Consider the following 18,457-nt stretch of genomic DNA (forward strand, 5'->3'; position numbering starts at 1 on the left):
TCGGCAGTCGTGGTTCTTGGACGGTCTTGAAAACCGTCGTGGCGCGAGCCACCGTGGGTTCAAATCCCACACCCACCGCGCAGATTGACGGCCCCGACCAGGCAGGACGGTCGGGGGCCGTTGCGCTGGGCGCAGCCCGCTCGTCACCGTGTCTCCCCGTGGTTTCCCGCTCGGTCGGGCACGCAAGGGGACTACTGCAGTTTCCCGCGTCTCCCCGCCGGTCGCTCTTCGATCGGGCACGCCGGGGGCGCGGCCGGCGCCTGGCCCCAATAGGAACACCTCACCGCCATGGGTGGTTTGCGCGCTGAGCTGAAACACGACGCGCGTCCTGAGGTCTTCCTCAGGGGCGCGTCAACGATCTCCCCTCACCCACCGCCCTTCCCGGCTCCCATCCCGTCTGCCGTCGGCCCACACACCGTGGAGCGGGCGTGGCTCCTGGCGTCCAGGTGGAGCGCGCCACTGTACGAACGACTGTGAGGATTCACCGCGGCGCTGCTCGGCAGGCCTGACCCACCGAACGATTGAGGCTTCGAGCTGTCCTCTCCAGGAATCGTCGGCTGGCTGGGCGGCGCTTTGCACGCGGCCGGTCGGGCGCCTGTGACCTCATAGGAGCCCGGCCAAAGGTCCCACCACAGTCTTGTCCAGCCGCCCGACCGGCCCGTGCGATCCCTCGCGTATCGCACGGAAGGACAGCACGACACAGCATGGCAGACCAGATCGTGGTGGTCGGCGGCGTGGACACCCACACCGACTTCCACCAGGCCGCGGTGATCGACTCCATCGGCCGGCACCTTGCCACCGCACCGTTCCCCACGACTCCCGATGGCTACCGGCGCCTGTTGGAGTGGATGCGCTCGCACGGTGATGTGCTCGCCGTCGGGGTCGAAGGCACCGGCGCCTACGGCTCCGAACTCGCCCGCTTCCTGTTGGCGAACGAGGTCACCGTCGTCGACGTTGACCGCCCCGACCGCAAGGCCCGGCGGGCCAACGGCAAGTCCGACCCCGTCGACGCCTACGCGGCCGCGACCGCCGTCCTGTCCGGCCGCGCCAACGGCCGGCCGAAAACCCGCGACGGCGTCGTGGAGGCCATCCGATCCCTGCGGGTCGTCCGCCGTTCGGCCATCAAGGCCCGCACCCAGACGATCAACCAGATCCGTACGCTCATCGTCTCGGCCCCTGCCGAGGTACGTGAACGCCTACGTGGCCTGCCCACTTATCAGCTGATCTCGCAGCTGTCCCGCTCCCGCCCCGGCACCGATCTCGCCGACCCGAGCTGTGCGGTCAAAACCGCCCTGCGGCGACTGGCTTGCCGCCACCAAAACCTCACCGAGGAGATAGCCGAGGCTGACGCGGAACTCCAACCCCTGGTCGCGCAGGCGGCCCCGGGGCTGTTGGAACTGATCGGTGTCGGCACCGAGACGGCCGCCCAGCTCCTGATCACCGCCGGCGACAACCCCGACCGTCTGAAATCCGAAGCCTCCTTCGCTCACCTCTGCGGGGCAGCCCCAATCTCCGCAAGCTCTGGCCGGACCAACCGCCACCGCCTCAACCGCGGCGGCGACCGCCAGGCCAACCATGCCCTCCACACGATCGCCCTCGTGCGCATGCGCTACGACGCTCGCACACGGCTCTACGTCGCACGCCGCACAGCCGAAGGCATGTCAAAGAAGGACATCTTCCGCTGCCTCAAACGCTTCATCGCGCGCGAGGTCTACAAGCATCTGACCAGCACGAACACCTCACAGGCAGAACTCCTACAGACCGCTTGACGATCTATAGGAGCTTCCTTGACGCCCCTGGGCCGCGTCTGCTCGGCTCTGTCTGGGTCGATGTGCCGCGACACCCCAAGCTGAGCCACGGCGAGGCTGGCAGGGCACCCTTAGGCCAAGAAGATGGCGATATGGGTGTGTCTGTTCTGCTCCCCGGTGTGTTCATCGCACCATGAGGGAGGCGCCCACTCGGGGCCGCCAGGTTTCTGTCAGGTAGGGCGCAGTTCGACGTAGAAAGCAGGTCAGTCATGCGCGCTGGTCGCCGCTTCAGTCCGCTTCCCCGCTACAGAGGCGTATTGGCCGCCGGCCTCACGGCCCTGCCGGCTCTCTTCGCCGTGAGCACGGGCACTCCCGCTCTGGCGGCCGCTCCCGCTCATCAGAAGGAGGGCCGGCCGTCTGTCCGCTATGTGCAGGTGTCCAACACTCAGACGTGCACCCCCGACAGTTTCTGCACCGTCACCGCCACCTGCCCGTCCGGGACGGTGGTCACCGGCGGTGGCATCACCGCCGACAACTTCATCAGCAGCGGTGTGTACGTCTACGAGACCCAACCGACCAGCGCCACCACCTGGAGAGGCACCATCCGAAACGCCAGCACGTTCACCTTCCATGTCACTGTCAAGGCCGTGTGTATCCGCCTCCCCCGCGGCAGATCCTGACAGGAACACGCTGATCCGTCCCGATGAGAGGTCGTCACGCCGCGCCCCCCGCCGCGAGTACAGCGGGGGCGAGTCCGGCGTGCGGCCCGTACACGGACGAGCCGGTGGTCGCAGACGTCAACGTCAAACGGCCGGGCCGGATCCCTCGCTCTTGAAAACCGTCGTGGCGCGAGCCACCGTGGGTTCACATCCCACACCCGCCGCTTGCAGGCCAGAGGCCGTGCATGTCAGATCCTTGCTGGTCAGAAGGGGTGCCCCTTGACGGCGGGGCACCCCTTCCGCATGCGCGGGGGCTCTCACCGGTTCCGGCTCAGCCGCTTCGCGGGCGAGCGGCCCTGATGCGCCGGGCGACTCGGCGCCAGGCCATCCAGAGGTTGGCCAGGAACAGGGCCGCCCCCGCGATGGGCCAGCCCGCGGATCCTCCTTCGCGGTAGGTGTGGATGCCCACCAGCAGGAGTGCGGCGCCCACCGCCACGCCCATCAGGTCGAGAAAGAGGTCCAGCAGGCGGGTGGCCTTCCCAAGGGTGATCACGGCGGGATCATGACAGGGCGGAGCCTCGCCGCCAAGGGTCACTTCCCGCGGTCAGGGCCGATGCCCCGTCATCCGTGCCGCCGACGCGACCGTCGAGCGGGCCTCGCGCCCGGTGAGGCCGGTGCGGATCGCCGCGTCGACCAGGGCGGGGGCGAGGTCGGGGCCGAAGCCGTTCTCGTACGCCCGGCAGGCGGCCCAGAAGAGGCGGGTGTTGCGCTGACCCTCGTGTGCGGTCAGGACGAACTGGACCAGGCCCTGGCCGTGCCGCCCGGTCGACGAGGGCGTGGGGTGGCTGGTGCGCGGCGGGGGCGTGAGCAGGCGCAGCAGGGCGGGCGGGCAGGGCGCGGGCGCCAGGTGCGCGGTGCCCGGCACGATGCCGTACGCGCCGTGTTCGGTGCGTGAGCCGGGGCCGACCAGATAGCCGCCGGCGCCCCGGACATCGATGCCGGGGGCCAGACGGCTCGCCGAGTTGGGGACGACGACGTCCGGCGGCCCGCTCAGCCACAGGTGCCGGCCGCCGCTCGGGGTCAGCACGACCACCGTCTCGGGGATGGTGAACAGATGGCGCAGCGCCAGTTCGCGCAGGGCGGCCGAGGAGTCGGTGCCGGACTTGGTGTCGAGGTCGATACCGATCAGATGGTGGGGGTGCAGTCCGCAGGCGATGCCGTAGCCGGTGGCCCAGGGCGCGGCGGCGAACAGCGCGCGGATGCGGCGGGGGTCGGTCGTGGCGTCGTACACCCCGTGGCCGAAGCGGCCGCACTCGCCGTGGCACATGGCTGCCGTCGGATCGGGGTCGTCGCGATGGGGGGAGCGCAGGGCGGGCAACTTCGTCCGGGACAGCGGGATCACCGCCAGTCCGCGCTCCGCAGCGGACAGGGCGTGGGCCAGGGCCAGGGTGGTGGCCTGCCGGTCGGTGGTGGCCATGGTCCCCATTTTCGTACGTACGTTCGAAAAAAGGAAGAGGGGTGTGGTGCTCGGCGGGCCGCGCCGGGACGGCCTCCGCCCTTGGGGTGTACGGGATCCGAGGGCCTCGGCGGTCGCCGTCCGGGCACCCCGCGGGGAAGTGTCGCGAAAGGGGTTTATCGACCACTCCTCACGCTTGAGGGCGAATCACGGCTTCCGGGGAGATTCGCCGGTGATGCGGTGGGCAACTCTGGAGTCGCGACGTCGTGCACCGTCCGAGGCGGTCGGCCAACTGCCTTGGCACAAGCCGCATTTCACGTACGCACCGGCGACCCGGCCGGCACGTACAGGGTTCTGGAGGAAACACATGGCAAGCATCCGTACCGCCCGCGTCCTCGCCGCTGTCGCGGCGCTCCCCCTCGCCGCCGCCCTCTTCACGGGCGTCGCCTCGGCGGACAACGGAGCCTTCGCGGGCGACGGATCGAACGCGGCGGCGGCGAGTATCACCGGCAGCGGCGTCGGCCGCGACAACAACGGCAACTCGTCCACCACACAGCAACAGGCGGTAGGCGCCGGTGCCTCGAATCAGAGCAACACGGCCCAGGTGAACCACTCCGCGTTCACGTCCATCAACCAGCGGAGCCAGACCGTGCTCATCCACTTCACCCGTCTGTGGTGAGCGCGCGGCCGGCGCGACATCGTCGGCCCTGATTCCACGTGTGTGCTTTCCGGGGTCATCACACGTCCGCGCGGCGGCACTTCGGTGCCGCCGCGCGGACGTTCACCGGTGTCCACACGCGCGTGGACATCCGCCTTGACAGTGCCCATGATCTGACGGACAGTCAGAAAGTCTTGCTCCGGGAGAGGGGGAGCCGATGATCGACGCGGGCGAGAGTGCGTTCGCCGCGCGGCTGAAGGCCTACGAGGGCCGGCCGGCCGCGGTCGCGGGCGTCGGCAAGGACCCGGTCAACGCGCCCATGATCCGGCACTGGTGCGAGGCGATGGGCGACACCAACCCCGCGTACACCGGCCGCGACGCCATCGCCCCGCCCACCATGCTCCAGGCGTGGACGATGGGCGGTCTTTCCGGTGCGGGACGCACGGGGGCGTACATCGAACTGCTCGCACTGCTCGACGAGGCCGGCTGCACCTCGATCGTCGCCACGGACTGCGAGCAGGAGTATCTGCGCCCGCTGCGGCCCGGCGACGAGATCACCTTCGACGCGGTGATCGAGTCGGTGTCGGACCGGAAGCGGACGAAACTCGGCGCGGGATACTTCGTGACGACGCGGATGAATGTACGGGTGGACGGGGAGACGGTGGGGACCCACCGCTTCCGTGTCCTCAAGTACGCGCCGGCGAAGGATGCGTCCGTGAAGCCCACCCCGGCGAAGGACGGGCCCACGAAGGACGCGTCGACGCGGGATGCACCGACGAAGGACGCGCCTGCGCGCGACAGACCCGGCGGCCGAAGGCCCCGCCCGGTGATCAACCGGGACAACGCCGGGTTCTGGGAGGGCGTGGCCCGGCACCGGCTGCTGATCCAGCGGTGCTCCGGTTGCGCTACTCTCCGCTTCCCCTGGCTGCCGGGGTGCAACGCGTGCGGTTCGCCCGAGTGGGACACCATCGAGGCGGGCGGCGCCGGGACGGTCTACTCGTATGTGGTCATGCACCATCCCCCGTTCCCCGCCTTCTCCCCTCCCTACGCGGTCGGCCTGATCGAGCTGGCAGAAGGCGTGCGGATCGTCAGCGATGTGATCGGGGTGCCGTACGACAAGGTGCGGATCGGCATGCCCGTCCGCCTGGAATTCGTCCGGTACGACGACGAGTTGGAGCTCCCGGTGTTCCGGGCCCAGGACGGCAACGGGGCTGAGGACTGACATGGGCCTCGAACAACCGGACACGCAGGTACAGCCGGGAACGCGCCTGCCACCGCTCACGATCGAGATCACGCGCACACTGATCGTGGCCGGGGCGATCGCCTCCCGTGACTACCAGGACGTGCACCACGACGCCGAGCTGGCCCGCCACAAGGGTTCCCCCGACATCTTCATGAACATCCTGACCACGAACGGCCTGGTCGGGCGGTATGTCACGGACCACTTCGGTCCGGAGGCGGTCCTGCGCAGGGTGGCCATCCGGCTCGGCGCGCCCAACCATCCGGGGGACACCATGGTGCTGACCGGCACGGTCGAGGAGCTCGACGGGGACACCGCGACGGTGCGCGTGGCCGGGGACAACGGCATCGGCCGGCACGTCACCGGAACGGTCACCGTCACCCTCCCGGGCGGGGGAGCCCGATGAGCGTGCGGACGAGGGACGCTCTCGGCGGACGGGCGGCGGTCGTCGGGATCGGCGCCACCGAGTTCTCCAAGGACTCCGGCCGCAGCGAGCTGCGGCTGGCGGTGGAGGCGGTACGGGCCGCGCTGGACGACGCGGGGCTGTCGCCCGCGGACGTCGACGGCATGGTCACGTTCACGATGGACACCAGCCCCGAGATCACCGTCGCCCAGGCGGCCGGGATCGGTGAGCTGTCCTTCTTCTCCCGGATCCACTACGGGGGCGGAGCGGCGTGCGCGACGGTTCAGCAGGCCGCGCTCGCGGTGGTGACCGGGGTGGCCGAGGTCGTGGTCTGCTACCGCGCCTTCAACGAACGCTCCGGCCGCCGCTTCGGCTCGGGGGTGCAGCATCGGGAGCCGTCGGCGGAGGGGGCGGCGCTGGGCTGGTCGCTGCCGTTCGGGCTGCTCACCCCGGCGTCCTGGGTGGCGATGGCGGCCCAGCGGTACCTCCATGTCCACGGGCTGACACCGGAGGCGTTCGGCCGGGTGGCCGTGACGGACCGCCGGTACGCGGCGACGAACCCGGCGGCGTACTTCCACGGCCGGCCCATCACCCTGGCCGACCACGCGGCCTCCCGCTGGATCGCGGAGCCGCTGCGGCTGCTCGACTGCTGCCAGGAGACGGACGGCGGCCAGGCGCTGGTGGTCACCTCCGTCGAGCGGGCGCGTGACCTGCCGCACCCGCCCGCGGTGATCACGGCGGCCGCGCAGGGCGCGGGCCGCGCCCAGGAGCAGATGACGAGCTTCTACCGGGACGACCTGACCGGGCTGCCCGAGATGGGCGTGGTGGCCCGTCAGCTCTGGCGGACGTCGGACATGGGGCCCGAGGACATCGACGTGGGCATTCTCTACGACCACTTCACGCCGTTCGTGCTGATGCAGCTGGAGGAGTTCGGGTTCTGCGCACCGGGCGCGGCGGCGGACTTCGTGGCCGCGGGGACGCTGCCGCTCAACACCCATGGAGGGCAGTTGGGAGAGGCGTATCTGCACGGGATGAACGGCATCGCGGAGGCGGTACGGCAACTGCGCGGCACCGCGGTGAACCAGATACCCGGCGCCGCCCGCATCCTGGTCACCGCGGGCACCGGCGTCCCCACCTCCGGTCTGATCCTGACGGCGGACGGCTGACGGCTGACGGCTGACCCGGGCACGAGGACGCCGGACCGGGGCACGGACACGGGCTCATCTGCCCGGGCACGGGGACGAACGACCGCCCGACCCGGATGGCGCGCGCCGCCCGCCCCTACGACCACCGTGGCCGCCGGGTCGGCCGCCGCCCCGGGCCCGCCCCTCAGGGGCGAACCCTCGGGCGGGTGCACCGGCTCGTCCACCTTCAGGAGGTGGGGACAGCCCCCCGCATACAACCTGAGGCGGAGACCGCTTCGGGACCTGCGGCCGATCCGCCGCAAGGGGAGGCGAACCTAGCGTGTAGCCATGACCACACCCGTCTGCACCAGCGCTCCGAACGCCGCTGCATCAGCGAGGCAGACCCTTCCCTACCCGTCGTTCTCGTCATACGTCAAGGCACGCCAGCCGGTACTGCTGCGTACCGCCCGCTCGCTGACCGCGAACCCGAGCGATGCCGAGGACCTGCTGCAGACCGCCCTCGCGAAGACCTATGTCGCATGGGAGCGGATCGAGGACCACCGCGCGCTCGACGGGTATGTGCGCCGGGCCCTGCTCAATACGCGGACCTCGCAGTGGCGCAAGCGCAAGGTCGACGAATTCGTCTGCGACGAGCTGCCCGAGCCGGAGGGGACGCCGGCCGCGGACCCGGCCGAGGAACAGGCGCTGCACGACGCCATGTGGCGGGCGATCACAAAACTTCCGGCGCGTCAGCGGGCGATGGTGGTCCTGCGGTACTACGAGGACCTGAGCGAGGCCCAGACTGCCGAGGTGCTCGGTGTCTCCATCGGCACGGTGAAGTCCGCGGTGTCCAGGGCCCTGGGCAAGCTCCGCGAGGACCCCGAACTGGAGCCGGTGCGTTGTACATCACGGCCCGATCACTGATCGATCATGCCGGGGACTAGTGACATACCGAGTGGTATGTGCGCAGAATCAGCGCAACCCCCTACCACCGCGTAGGCAACGTCGCCCCGGGAGGACGCCGTGCAGAGCACGATGCAGGACGTACCGCTGCTGATCTCGAGGATCCTGACCCACGGGTCGACGGTCCACGGATCGTCTCAGGTGACCACCTGGACCGGCGAGGGCGAACCGCACCGCCGCTCCTACGCCGAGATCGGCGCCCGTGCCGCCCAGTTGGCCCACGCCCTGCGCGAGGACCTCGGCGTCCGGGACGACGACCGGGTCGCGACCCTCATGTGGAACAACGCGGAGCACGTCGAGGCGTACTTCGCGATCCCCTCCATGGGCGCCATTCTGCACACCCTCAACCTGCGCCTCCCCGCCGAGCAATTGGTGTGGATCGCCAACCACGCCGCCGACCGGGTCATCATCGCCAACGGCTCCCTGCTGCCGCTGCTCGCTCCGCTGCTGCCGCATCTGAAGACCGTCGAGCATGTGATCGTGGCCGGCCCGGGCGACCGTTCCCTGCTCGCCGACACCTCCGTCCAGGTGTACGAGTACGAGGAACTCCTCCTCGGCAAGCCGACCGCCTATGACTGGCCGGAGCTGGACGAACGCCAGGCCGCCGCCATGTGCTACACCTCCGGCACCACCGGTGACCCCAAGGGCGTCCTCTACTCCCACCGGTCCGTCTACCTGCACTCCATGCAGTGCAACATGGCCGAGTCGCTGGGCCTGACCGACCAGGACACTGCACTCGTCGTGGTTCCGCAGTTCCACGTCAACGCCTGGGGCCTGCCGCACGCCACCTTCATGACCGGCATCAACCTGCTCATGCCGGACCGTTTCCTGCAGCCCGCGCCGCTCGCCGAGATGATCGAGAAGGAGCGGCCTACCTACGCCGCCGCCGTCCCCACCATCTGGCAGGGTCTGCTCGCCGAACTGACCGCCCGGCCCCGGGACGTCGCCTCCCTCGGCCACGTCACCATCGGTGGTTCGGCCTGTCCGCCCGCGCTCATGGCGGCCTTCGACAAGCTCGGCATGCGCGTCATCCAGTCCTGGGGCATGACCGAGACGTCCCCGCTCGGCACGACGGCCCGACCGCCCGCCCATGCGCTGGGCACGGACCAGGAGTTCGCCTATCGGCTCACCCAGGGACGCTTCCCGACCGGCGTCGAGGCCCGTCTCACCGGTCCCGACGGTAAGCGGCTCCCCTGGGACGGCGAGTCCGCGGGCGAGCTGGAGGTGCGCGGACCGTGGATCGCGGGCGCGTACTACAACGGCCCCGATGCCGAGCCCCTGCGCCCCGACGACAAGTTCAGCGAGGACGGCTGGCTCAAGACCGGGGACGTCGGCACCATCAGCCCCGACGGCTACCTCACCCTCACCGACCGTGCCAAGGACGTCATCAAGTCCGGCGGCGAGTGGATCTCGTCGGTCCATCTGGAGAACGCGCTGATGTCCCACCCGGATGTCACCGAGGCGACCGTCGTCGCCGTGCCCGACGAGAAGTGGGGTGAGCGTCCGCTGGCGATCGTGGTGCTCCAGGAGGGCTCCACCGCGGACTTCACCACCCTCCGGTCCTTCCTCGTCGAGGAGGCGAGGATCGCCAAGTGGCAGCTCCCGGAGCGCTGGACGGTCCTCGGGGCCGTACCCAAGACGAGTGTCGGCAAGTTCGACAAGAAGCTGCTGCGCCGGCAGTACGCGGCGGGCGAACTGGACGTCACGCTCATCTAGGGCCGGGCACAGGGGCGTTGGACGCGCGTGTGGGGCGCTGTTTCACGTGAAACAGCGCCCCACGCGACATATGAACCGGTAAGTCCGTTTCGCTCAGTCCCGGTTGGTGGCGCCGGGAGGGTGCCGACCGGTTGCCGCTGACCGGTGACCGGTCGCTGCTGACCGGTTGCCGCTGACCGGCTGGTGCCGATCAGTTTGTGCCGATCAGTTGGTGCCGATCCGCGCCAGGAGATCCACGATCCGCTCCTGCACCTTGGGGCTCGTCGAGCGCTCCGCCAGGAACAGGACCGTCTCCCCCGAGACCAGCCGCGGCAGCTCGGCCTGGTCCACGGCCGTGGTGTAGACGACGAGCGGGGTGCGGTTGAGCAGGTTGTTCGCGCGCAGCCAGTCGACCACCCCGGCCTGCCGGCGATGCATCTGCATCAGATCCATCACCACCAGGTTCGGCCGCATCTGCGCCGCCAGGGTGACCGCGTCCGCGTCCGACGCAGCCCGTGCGACCTGCATGCCCCGCCGTTCCAGGGTCGCCGTGAGGGCCAGCGCGATCTCCGCGTGCTCCTCGATGAGCAGCACACGCGGCGGGTGCTGCTCGGAGTCGCGCGGGGCGAGTGCCTTCAGCAGTACGGCCGGGTCGGCGCCGTACGCCGCCTCGCGCGTCGCCTGTCCCAGCCCCGCTGTGACGAGTACGGGAACCTCGGCGGCCACCGCCGCCTGACGCAGCGACTGGAGCGCGGTCCGTGTGATCGGGCCGGTGAGCGGGTCGACGAAGAGGGCGGCCGGGAAGGCGGCGATCTGCGCGTCGACCTCCTCACGGGAGTTGACGATGACGGGCCGGTAGCCGCGGTCGCTCAGCGCCTGCTGGGTCGTCACGTCCGGCGCGGGCCAGACGAGCAGCCGACGCGGGTTGTCGAGTGGCTCCGGGGGCAGTTCGTCGTCCATCGGCCGTGACTGGGGCTGGTCGGCGATCTCCACGGCACCGCCCGGACCGTCGAGCGGCTCGGGGCCCTCGTCGGCGTTCACATCCGGTGCCCCTATGGCGTACGACCGTCCGCCGCCCTCCGTGGTGCCGGCCAGGCGGGACTGCCCGGCCAGGGAGGGCTGCGGCGGGACCGGAGCCGAGGCGGACTGGGGATGCGGACGCATCGCCGTCTCCGGGCGCTCGCCCGCGGGCTCCGGAGGCGTGCCGAGCTTGCGGCGACGACCAGAACCGTTCGACGCGTGCGGCGGCGGCGTGGGCGACTGGGGGCGGGGCTGGGCCTGGGCCTGCGCCGCCTGCTGACGCGCGAACGGCACACCCTGCCCGAGCGTCCGCACGCTGATCGCCCGGCCCTGCGTGGAGTTCGGGTCCATGGGCGCGGCGGCCTCGGCCGGCAGCGGCTGGGCGGCCCGTGGCTGGGCGGTGCGTGGCTGGCCGGTGCGTTCCGGAGGCAGCGGCGTGCCCGCCGACGGCGTGGGCTGCGGCAGCGGCATCCCGGCCCCGGAGGGGTCACCCGAACCGGACCAGGTCCCCTGTGGGGGCACCGGGGGCACCGGCGTCCCGGGCGCGGGCGGTACGGGCGCACCGCCCGCGGGTGTGGCGTGGGCGGCCACCATCGGCTGCGGCCCGGGCTGCCCCTGCGCGCCGGGCTGCGCGGTGGCGGGGGGCTGTCCGGGAACGGGCCGGCCAGGGACGGGCGGACCGGGAACGGCGGCGGGAGCCGGCCGACCCGGTACCGCGGGCCCAGGCCCGGGCTGATCAACGCCGCCGGACCCGCCCGCCACCGCCTGAGCAGGGAGGGGCTGCGGGGGCACGGCCACAGCAGGGGCCACGGGCACGGGCATGCCTGGAGCCGGGACAGGCTGGGGGCCCGTCGGTGCGGGGCCGCCCTGCGCGGGGACCGCCGGGCTCATCTGCCCGGGCGCGGTTCCGGTCGTGTCCGTCCCGTCCGGGGTCGCCGGTCGGGCACGGCGGCGGCCCATGGGCGCGGCAACGGGGTGCGGCTGCGGCGGGGTGTGGTCGTCGGCCGTGTCGTGCGCCACCGCGTCATGACGACTCTCGTCCACGGGAGCGGGAGCGGGAGCGGGCACGGGAGCGGCGGAGGCGGGCTGCTCCGGCGCGCGGTCCGCCTCCGCAGGCGGCAGCGCGAACACGGTCCGGGCACCGGAATTCGCGGCGGCGGCCCGCTCGTTCGCGGCGGCCAGGGCGCGCCGACGGCGTCCGGTCGGTGTGGCGGCGGAGTCCTGGGGCGACGGCGCGTCGGGGGCCGTGGGCAGTGCGGGCGGCAGCGCCTGCGGCTCGGTGTCCCGGCGGGCGCGACGGCCGGTGGGCACCGGCACCCCCTGCGGCGGTACGGCCTCCCCCAGTCCGGTGGCCGACGCGGCGGCTCCGGCGGCATGCTCCGCCGCGGTCACCACCGAGCCCTCGGACACGCCCTCGGCGGGGCTCGGCCGCCCGCGCCGCCGGCCCGTGCCACCGGACGCCGAGGTCTCCACCGCGTTCTCGCCCTCGGCCGTCTGTGCCGGAGCCAACGCCTCGGCGGCCGACTCCTCCGACGCACGCCGCCTGCGCCGCCCGGTGGGCGCGGCCGCAGGCTCGGCGGACGGGGCGGACCCGGCGCCCACCTCGCTTTCCAGGAACGCGTCCACGGACGACCGGCGGGCCCGCCGCCGGCCGCCGCTCCGCTGTGCGGGCTGCAGCTCCGGCTGCGCGGTCTGCGCGATCTCGCCGCGGGTCTCCTCCACGGGTGTCCTGACCAGGGGTGCCGTGACCGCCCCGGCGCCGCCGCCGAGCGGCACCTCCAGTACGTACGCACTGCCGCTCATCCCCGGCACCTCGTGCGTCTGCAGCACACCGCCGTGCGCGCGCACGATCCCGCCGACGATCGGCTGGTGCACCGGGTCTCCCCCGGCGTACGGGCCGCGCACCTCGATGCGTACGACCTCGCCGCGCTGCGCGGCCGCCACGACGACGGTGTTGTCCAGGTAGCCGCCCGCCGAGACGGGCGCGTTGCCCGTGGCGTCGACGCCCGCCACATCCGCGATGAGATGCGCGAGCGCCTGGGCGAGCCGCTGCGGGTCGACCTCGGCCTCGATGGGCGGGGCGTGGACGGCGAACTGCACCCGTCCGGGCCCGATCAGCTCGACGGCGTCGTCGACACCCGCGGCGACGACCGCGTCGAGCATGACGGTCGTCCGCACGAGCTGGTCCTCGCCCGCGTCCAGGCGCTGGTAGTCGAGGACGTTGTCGACGAGCGTGGTGATCCGCGAGTAGCCGGCCGCGAGGTGGTGGAGAACCTGGTTGGCCTCGGGCCACAGCTGGCCGGCGTCGTCCGCGGCGAGCTTGGACAGCTCGCCGCGCAGTTCGTCGAGGGGGCCGCGCAGTGACTGGCCGAGCATGGCGAGCAGTTGCTCGTGCCGGCCGGCCAGGGCCTCGTAGCGGTCCTTCTCGCGCTCGCCGAGCGCGGCGTAGCGCTCCTCGCCGGCCGCGATCTCCTCCGCGTGCCGCTCGCGCACGTCGCCGAGTTCGGCGGTGTGCTCCTCCCGCAGCCGCGTCAGCTCCTCCTCGTGCTCCTTGGCGATCCGCTCCAGCTCCTGCCGGTGCTGCTGTTCCGCCTCCTCCTTCTCCGCGACGAGCGTGTCGAAGGGGCGCCGGTCGGTGAACGTCATCACGGCGCCGACGATCTGGTCGCCGTCACGCACCGGCGAGGTCGTCAGGTCGACCGGCACCTTGTCCCCGGCCTTGGACCACAGCACCTGCCCGCGCACCCGGTGCTTGCGCCCGGAGCGCAGAGTGTCGTGCAGCGGCGACTCCGTGTACGGGAAGGGGCCGCCGTCCTCGCGTGAGTGCAGGACGAGGGTGTGCAGCTCCTTGCCACCCAGGTCGCTGGCCCGGTAGCCGAGAATCTGGGCGGCGGCGGGGTTGACGAGCACGATCCGCCCGTCGGTGTCCGTGCCCACCACGCCCTCGGCCGCGGCACGCAGGATCATCTCGGTCTGCCGCTGGGAGCGGGCGAGTTCGGCCTCCGTGTCGACGGTGCCGGACAGATCGCGGACGACCAGCATGAGCAGCTCGTCGCCGGTGTAGCCGTAGCCGTCGTAGGCCTGTCGGCCGTCCTCGAGGTTGGCGCTCGTGACCTCGACGGGGAACTCGCTGCCGTCCGTGCGCCGCGCGATCATCCGCGTCGGCTTGGTGCGCCCGCGCGGGTCCGTGGAGTCGGGGCGTCGCATGGACCCCGGGATCAGCCGCGAGTCGAACTCCGGCAGCAGGTCGAGCAGCCCGCGCCCGACCAGGGCGGTACCGGGCGTCTCGAAGGCCTCCAGGGCGATGGTGTTGGCGTTGACGACCGTCCCGTTGGCGTTGACCAGCACCAATGCGTCGGGAAGCGCGTCCAGTATGGCAGCGAGGCGAGCAGCGCCTCGGGATGGCCTGCTGCTCACGAGACGCTTCCTCCCTGATACCGCACCTTGCCGACCGCGGAGGCCATCTTGCCAATCGGCCCGCAGCGTGTCACGCGAGGGAGTCTACGGGCACCGGCCCCGCGAGCGGCGCCGGATGAGAGGGAGGTCGCACGCGGAAGTGACGCAGAAGCTGTGACCGCGCAGGTCGTCGCGCGGAACCCGGCCTCAGCTCGGGTGCACCTCCGCGCCGGCTGTGGACGGACGGTGCTCTTCCCGCGTACGCACCGCCGGAAGCAGCGGCACGAGGCTGTCCCAGCGGGCCACCTGGCAGCCGTCGCGGCGGTCGTACCGCGCGTCGACCGGCCGCCCGGCCCAGGTCCCGGAGATGCGCGCGGTGGCCGGGCCGCCGTACTGCATCGTGCACAGGGCGCGTGGCGGCACCGGGGCGAAGGGGTCGTGCCCCCAGACGGTGCGCCGGTCGAGCGTGGCGCACGCGGCGGCGGGGCTCGGATGCGTGCCCCGCGACGGGTGGCAGCGCAGCACATACGTCCCGTCGGCGCCCCCGGCCTGCCGGACGGTGATGACGAGCTGGTCGGCGCGGGGCAGGGGCAGAGTGCCGTGCGCGTCCGCCGGGGCGGGCGCGGCGACGGCGGCGAGAACGGCGACGGCCCCGAGGAGCACGGTGCGCGAGGAGAACTGGACCATGCCATGACTAACGGTGGCGAAGCGGGACGGTTTCGTATGTGACCCGAGTGGCGGAGGTGGCTGCCGTGCCAAAGGGAAACAGCCCTCCGGTGACGACGAGGCCGCCACAACCCGGGGCCAATCTGTAACGAACCCGGCTAGAACGGACACAAGCTGACCCTCGATGCCCGCCGAATGCCTCCGCGACGCATCCGGCTCGTGGATCAGCGGCCTTGTGCTTTGCCCTGTGGCCTTCCTGCCTAGTACCGTGGGGGGCGATTGGTGACACCCCACCCGGCTGTGTCATCATCTGCACGCACCATTCGCGTTCGCGCGCGGACGGTTGTGCTGGAGGCGTCGCCTAGTCCGGTCTATGGCGCCGCACTGCTAATGCGGTTTGGGCCTTAAAGCCCATCGAGGGTTCAAATCCCTCCGCCTCCGCACTTGATCCCGAAGCCCCGGTCCCCGTGACCGGGGCTTCGGCGTTCCCGGGACCGCCCCCCGCGAACCGCCTCCCCTGCTCGCCTGTGGGGCGTTTTCGCAGGTCACAAGGGGTGTGCCTAATGGATTTCACATGGCGGCGGCAGTCATGTAATGTTCTTCCTGTCGCCGCGAGCGGGCCGGAAGGGCCGGGAGCGAAGACGAAAAACAGAAAACAAGCACTCGTAGCTTAACGGATAGAGCATCTGACTACGGATCAGAAGGTTGCAGGTTCGAATCCTGCCGAGTGCGCAACAGGCCAGGGGCCCTGTGGAGTGATCCACAGGGCCCCTGGCTTTTGGCTTGACGGCAGTATCGCCGTCGCCCTGTCGTTCGCCGAGTACCGGCAGAGCCTGGAAGCGGCCGGTTTCACGGATATCGAGATCACGCCGACTCATGCCGCTGCCGATGGGATGCACTCCGCGATCATCCGAGCCGATGACTAATGAGTCGTCCACTGCGGCGGTCCTGCCGCAGTCCCCGGCATGCAGGGCGGTCCGGGGTGGACGACGGTGTGCCGTCGGCCGGGGGTGTCACCTGTGGCGGTAGCCGCGCTGGCGGCGGGTCTGGCAGTCGGAGAGCCGGAAAGAGGCGATACGGGTGTTCCAGTTTCCGGTGCCATCTGCCGGTTGGTACTGGTTGGTGTACCAGAACGTACAGTTGTCCACCGGGTCGATCGCCATGGAGGTGTAGTCGCCCCAGCGGTTGCTACCGGTCTGGGAACCTGCGCCGGTCCACACGGTGGTTTCGTGGAACGTCATCAGGTTCCGCGGGTCGTGCGCCAGGCGTCCGGTGATACGGATCGAGGGATGGGTCTGCGAGGACGACTGCGAGTATCCCAGGGCGATGTCGCCCACCTTGTCCTGGGCTACCGAGCCCATCCACCGGTACGTGGGCCCCGGAGCGTAGGTGCTCTGCTGATGGACGACCGGCCGGCCGTGCTGCAGCCGCAGTTCGTACCAGCGCACGCCCACGCCGCCGCGGGCATCGACCGCGTGGTTGAAGACCAGGGACTGGTGGTCGCCGAAGTTGCGGTAGGCGAACCGGTACATGGGGGAGTAGGAGAGCGAGTCCAGTTTCTGGGCGGTGCCGGCCTGAGGGACGCACTGGGTGGGATCGGTACTCTCGCAGGCCCGGATGTAGGGGGCCACCTTGAGCTCCTTCGGGCCCGTGAGGGTGGTGCGGGCCTGGTGTGTCCAGTCGACGTGGAACCGCCAGTACTGCAGGCTGTCGTCGGTGGGGCCGAGGTTGATCAGCAGGTTGGGCTCGCCCCGCGGGGGTGGTGTCGTGCCGTCGAGGTCCGAGCCGAGCGGGATGGTCGAGGCCGGGACGGTGTAGCACTGCTGGTCAGCGTCGGCTCCGCGCAGCATTCTGTGCCGGTCCCAGGCACATGCCTCGAAGAGCGTCCCGGCGGCGTTGGCGGTGGCGATCACGTAGTAGGCGTCCGGCCACACCGCGAACTTCGGGTGGTCGGGGAGGTTCTGATACCCGAAGTCGTAGCGGTAGTACTCGCCGGTGGCGTCCGCGGTGCGGGAGACGCCGACGCACAGTCGATTCGTGGTGGTTCCGTCGTCGCTGGCGAACTGGTTGATGATCCAGCGGTGAGCCAGGGAGTCCCAGCGGACCTCGGGGTCTCCGAGGAAGTCGCTCTGAGCGGTCTCGCACGGTCCGCCGAACCCGCTGAACAGGGTTTGGGTCGTCAGCGGCCCTAGTAGCGTGGCACCGGATTTGGAGTACACCGCGAGTTCGAAGTTGGTGATCTCCACGACCTGGCGGGAGCCTACCGAGGCGTTGGGGTCAGGAGGGACGCCCCCGCCCTCCCGGATGCCCTCGAAACTTACGCCCGACCGGATCCGGCCCCGGTTGCCGTCGTGGTTCTGCACCACCCGATCGGGACCCGGGGCCTTGGTGAGGGACGGGTGAGGCCCCTTGCTGGGGGACGTGACGTGGGGGGCGCGGCGGAGCTGTCTGGATTTTTGCCACAGCTCACGCAGCGGTGGCGAGGTGTCATGGTGCACCGCGGGGCCGGAGTCAGCGGACCGAGAAGCGTGCGCGTGGACGGTCGGCTTGAGTACGGCTTTGGCGGCGGGCGTGGCGGACCACGACGGGGAGGCCACCAGCACCGCTCCCACTGAGGCGACGGCAACGATCGAACGCAAGACACGGGATACGTGCATCCATCCTCCGAACGGGTCGGTGAGCCGACCCGTTCGGCCGCCTGGTGACGGCGTCGTCCGAGGCAACCCCCACCCGTGTGCAGGGCTGTCGGGATCTCCCCGTGCCCCCGGTACGCCGGGTACGTTTCGAGGCCGCAATATGACGGCGGGCGACTCATCTGATCGCGTGGAAAACCTAGTTATCCACCCCTTCCGTTCGACGCTGGGGTGACCGACGTCGTGTCGGGTGCGGCTCAGCCTTTTGGCGCTGCCTACATGACGGCCATTCGGGAACTGGCCGCTGCCTTCACTGTGGTGGCGGGTCCCGGCTTGTTCTGAAGGATGTTCCGGTGATGCCGGTGGCTCGGAGACGACGGCAACCTTGACGGCGACGACGGCACACGTAAGCCGCCGAAAGCCACAGAGATCACCGGCCGTCTTCCGGTCGCCGGTCTGCTGAGCGCGCCGCATCCGGAGCGCCCTGAGGCACAGCCCCGGTAGCGGCAGGTAGTCGTCCGACTCCTCCGTCTTGGTCTCCCGGTGGACGATCTGGCGGCCTGCCCGCTGGAGATGGTGATCCACGTAGAGCTCGGTGTCGCGCTTGACGCCGCGGCGGCCGAGGCGCCCAACGACACCGACGAGGAGTATCTCCAGTCATCTGTCTGGCCGGAAGTCGTGGCCGTCGCCGGACGCCTCGCTCAGGTCATGGTCGCGAACGATCTGAGGGAACTTGCCGGGCTGCTCGACGAAGAGGCCGTGCCGGACCCGTGCCAGGTCGTGCGGGGAACCATGG

Annotated in this window: 13 protein-coding genes, 3 tRNA genes and 3 pseudogenes; 13 read left to right on the forward strand and 6 right to left on the reverse strand. The window is 70.9% G+C overall.

The window, feature by feature from the left end; translation table 11 throughout:
* Positions 1–3: 3 nt before the first annotated feature.
* From ACIP94_RS38000 to ACIP94_RS38010, 3 genes are all read left to right on the forward strand, one after another.
* Positions 4–75, forward strand: a tRNA-Ser gene (locus ACIP94_RS38000).
* Between the two features lie 629 nt (positions 76–704).
* Entirely contained in the window at positions 705–1,769 is a 1,065-nt protein-coding gene (locus ACIP94_RS38005; RefSeq protein ID WP_402436594.1) for an IS110 family transposase, read from the forward strand.
* Positions 1,770–2,065: 296 nt separating this feature from the next.
* Positions 2,066–2,428 carry a hypothetical protein gene (locus tag ACIP94_RS38010; RefSeq protein ID WP_402436597.1) on the forward strand — a complete coding sequence of 121 codons (363 nt, stop codon included), beginning with the start codon at positions 2,066–2,068 and terminating at the stop codon, positions 2,426–2,428.
* A gap of 310 nt (positions 2,429–2,738) precedes the next feature.
* Here ACIP94_RS38010 and ACIP94_RS38015 read toward each other — a convergent pair whose 3' ends face one another.
* Both ACIP94_RS38015 and ACIP94_RS38020 read right to left on the reverse strand, forming a co-directional pair.
* Positions 2,739–2,960: a hypothetical protein gene (locus ACIP94_RS38015; RefSeq protein ID WP_402436600.1), complete on the reverse strand. Its 222-nt coding sequence runs from the start codon at positions 2,958–2,960 to the stop codon at positions 2,739–2,741.
* A 51-nt stretch (positions 2,961–3,011) separates the two neighbouring features.
* Positions 3,012–3,884 (reverse strand): bifunctional DNA primase/polymerase, encoded by an 873-nt coding sequence (locus ACIP94_RS38020; protein ID WP_402436603.1) that lies wholly within the window; start codon positions 3,882–3,884, stop codon positions 3,012–3,014.
* Between the two features lie 346 nt (positions 3,885–4,230).
* Here ACIP94_RS38020 and ACIP94_RS38025 point away from each other — a divergent pair, with 346 nt between their 5' ends.
* The 6 genes from ACIP94_RS38025 to ACIP94_RS38050 all read left to right on the forward strand — a co-directional run bounded on the left by ACIP94_RS38025 (position 4,231) and on the right by ACIP94_RS38050 (position 9,967).
* Complete coding sequence (locus ACIP94_RS38025) at positions 4,231–4,542, forward strand: hypothetical protein (RefSeq protein ID WP_402436606.1); 312 nt, start codon at positions 4,231–4,233, stop codon at positions 4,540–4,542.
* A 196-nt stretch (positions 4,543–4,738) separates the two neighbouring features.
* Positions 4,739–5,743 (forward strand): bifunctional MaoC family dehydratase N-terminal/OB-fold nucleic acid binding domain-containing protein, encoded by a 1,005-nt coding sequence (locus ACIP94_RS38030; RefSeq protein WP_402436609.1) that lies wholly within the window; start codon positions 4,739–4,741, stop codon positions 5,741–5,743.
* A 1-nt stretch (position 5,744) separates the two neighbouring features.
* Positions 5,745–6,167: an acyl dehydratase gene (locus tag ACIP94_RS38035; RefSeq protein ID WP_402436612.1), complete on the forward strand. Its 423-nt coding sequence runs from the start codon at positions 5,745–5,747 to the stop codon at positions 6,165–6,167.
* Positions 6,164–7,330 carry a lipid-transfer protein gene (locus tag ACIP94_RS38040; protein ID WP_402436614.1) on the forward strand — a complete coding sequence of 389 codons (1,167 nt, stop codon included), beginning with the start codon at positions 6,164–6,166 and terminating at the stop codon, positions 7,328–7,330. Before ACIP94_RS38035 ends, ACIP94_RS38040 begins: the two co-directional genes overlap by 4 nt.
* Before the next feature lie 306 nt (positions 7,331–7,636).
* Positions 7,637–8,212: a SigE family RNA polymerase sigma factor gene (locus ACIP94_RS38045; protein WP_402436617.1), complete on the forward strand. Its 576-nt coding sequence runs from the start codon at positions 7,637–7,639 to the stop codon at positions 8,210–8,212.
* A gap of 111 nt (positions 8,213–8,323) precedes the next feature.
* Complete coding sequence (locus tag ACIP94_RS38050) at positions 8,324–9,967, forward strand: long-chain fatty acid--CoA ligase (RefSeq protein WP_402436629.1); 1,644 nt, start codon at positions 8,324–8,326, stop codon at positions 9,965–9,967.
* 204 nt (positions 9,968–10,171) lie between these two features.
* On the opposite strand, the gene ACIP94_RS38055 is transcribed toward ACIP94_RS38050, so the two are convergent.
* Complete coding sequence (locus tag ACIP94_RS38055) at positions 10,172–14,383, reverse strand: PAS domain-containing protein (RefSeq protein WP_402436620.1); 4,212 nt, start codon at positions 14,381–14,383, stop codon at positions 10,172–10,174.
* 186 nt (positions 14,384–14,569) lie between these two features.
* Positions 14,570–15,049: an SSI family serine proteinase inhibitor gene (locus ACIP94_RS38060; protein ID WP_402436623.1), complete on the reverse strand. Its 480-nt coding sequence runs from the start codon at positions 15,047–15,049 to the stop codon at positions 14,570–14,572.
* A gap of 329 nt (positions 15,050–15,378) precedes the next feature.
* Between ACIP94_RS38060 and ACIP94_RS38065 the strand changes: the two genes are divergently transcribed.
* The 3 genes and pseudogenes from ACIP94_RS38065 to ACIP94_RS38075 form a co-directional block, all read left to right on the forward strand.
* Positions 15,379–15,469 (forward strand) — tRNA-Ser (locus ACIP94_RS38065).
* 218 nt (positions 15,470–15,687) lie between these two features.
* A tRNA-Arg gene (locus ACIP94_RS38070) sits at positions 15,688–15,760 on the forward strand.
* 56 nt (positions 15,761–15,816) lie between these two features.
* Positions 15,817–15,954: pseudogene (locus ACIP94_RS38075) on the forward strand (arsenite S-adenosylmethyltransferase); the annotation flags it as partial.
* 87 nt (positions 15,955–16,041) lie between these two features.
* Here ACIP94_RS38075 and ACIP94_RS38080 read toward each other — a convergent pair.
* Together ACIP94_RS38080 and ACIP94_RS38085 are read right to left on the reverse strand one after the other, a co-directional pair.
* Positions 16,042–17,685, reverse strand: a complete 1,644-nt coding sequence (locus ACIP94_RS38080) for a hypothetical protein (protein WP_402436626.1) — start codon at positions 17,683–17,685, stop codon at positions 16,042–16,044.
* Between the two features lie 402 nt (positions 17,686–18,087).
* Positions 18,088–18,255 (reverse strand): annotated as a pseudogene (locus ACIP94_RS38085) (site-specific integrase); the annotation flags it as partial.
* Here ACIP94_RS38085 and ACIP94_RS38090 point away from each other — a divergent pair.
* A pseudogene (locus ACIP94_RS38090) lies at positions 18,205–18,457 on the forward strand (hypothetical protein); the annotation flags it as partial. The pseudogenes ACIP94_RS38085 and ACIP94_RS38090 overlap by 51 nt on opposite strands.

It is taken from the genome of Streptomyces sp. NPDC093261 (genome assembly GCF_044753645.1).
Taxonomy (GTDB): domain Bacteria; phylum Actinomycetota; class Actinomycetes; order Streptomycetales; family Streptomycetaceae; genus Streptomyces.

Excerpts from the sequence above, each read along its gene's own strand:
- ACIP94_RS38005 (WP_402436594.1), top strand. The coding sequence starts at position 705 with ATGGCAGACCAGATCGTGGTGGTCGGCGGCGTGGACACCCACACCGAC.
- ACIP94_RS38020 (WP_402436603.1), bottom strand. The coding sequence starts at position 3,884 with ATGGCCACCACCGACCGGCAGGCCACCACCCTGGCCCTGGCCCACGCC.
- ACIP94_RS38025 (WP_402436606.1), top strand. The coding sequence starts at position 4,231 with ATGGCAAGCATCCGTACCGCCCGCGTCCTCGCCGCTGTCGCGGCGCTC.
- ACIP94_RS38030 (WP_402436609.1), top strand. The coding sequence starts at position 4,739 with ATGATCGACGCGGGCGAGAGTGCGTTCGCCGCGCGGCTGAAGGCCTAC.
- ACIP94_RS38035 (WP_402436612.1), top strand. The coding sequence starts at position 5,745 with ATGGGCCTCGAACAACCGGACACGCAGGTACAGCCGGGAACGCGCCTG.
- ACIP94_RS38040 (WP_402436614.1), top strand. The coding sequence starts at position 6,164 with ATGAGCGTGCGGACGAGGGACGCTCTCGGCGGACGGGCGGCGGTCGTC.
- ACIP94_RS38045 (WP_402436617.1), top strand. The coding sequence starts at position 7,637 with ATGACCACACCCGTCTGCACCAGCGCTCCGAACGCCGCTGCATCAGCG.
- ACIP94_RS38050 (WP_402436629.1), top strand. The coding sequence starts at position 8,324 with ATGCAGGACGTACCGCTGCTGATCTCGAGGATCCTGACCCACGGGTCG.
- ACIP94_RS38060 (WP_402436623.1), bottom strand. The coding sequence starts at position 15,049 with ATGGTCCAGTTCTCCTCGCGCACCGTGCTCCTCGGGGCCGTCGCCGTT.
- ACIP94_RS38080 (WP_402436626.1), bottom strand. The coding sequence starts at position 17,685 with ATGCACGTATCCCGTGTCTTGCGTTCGATCGTTGCCGTCGCCTCAGTG.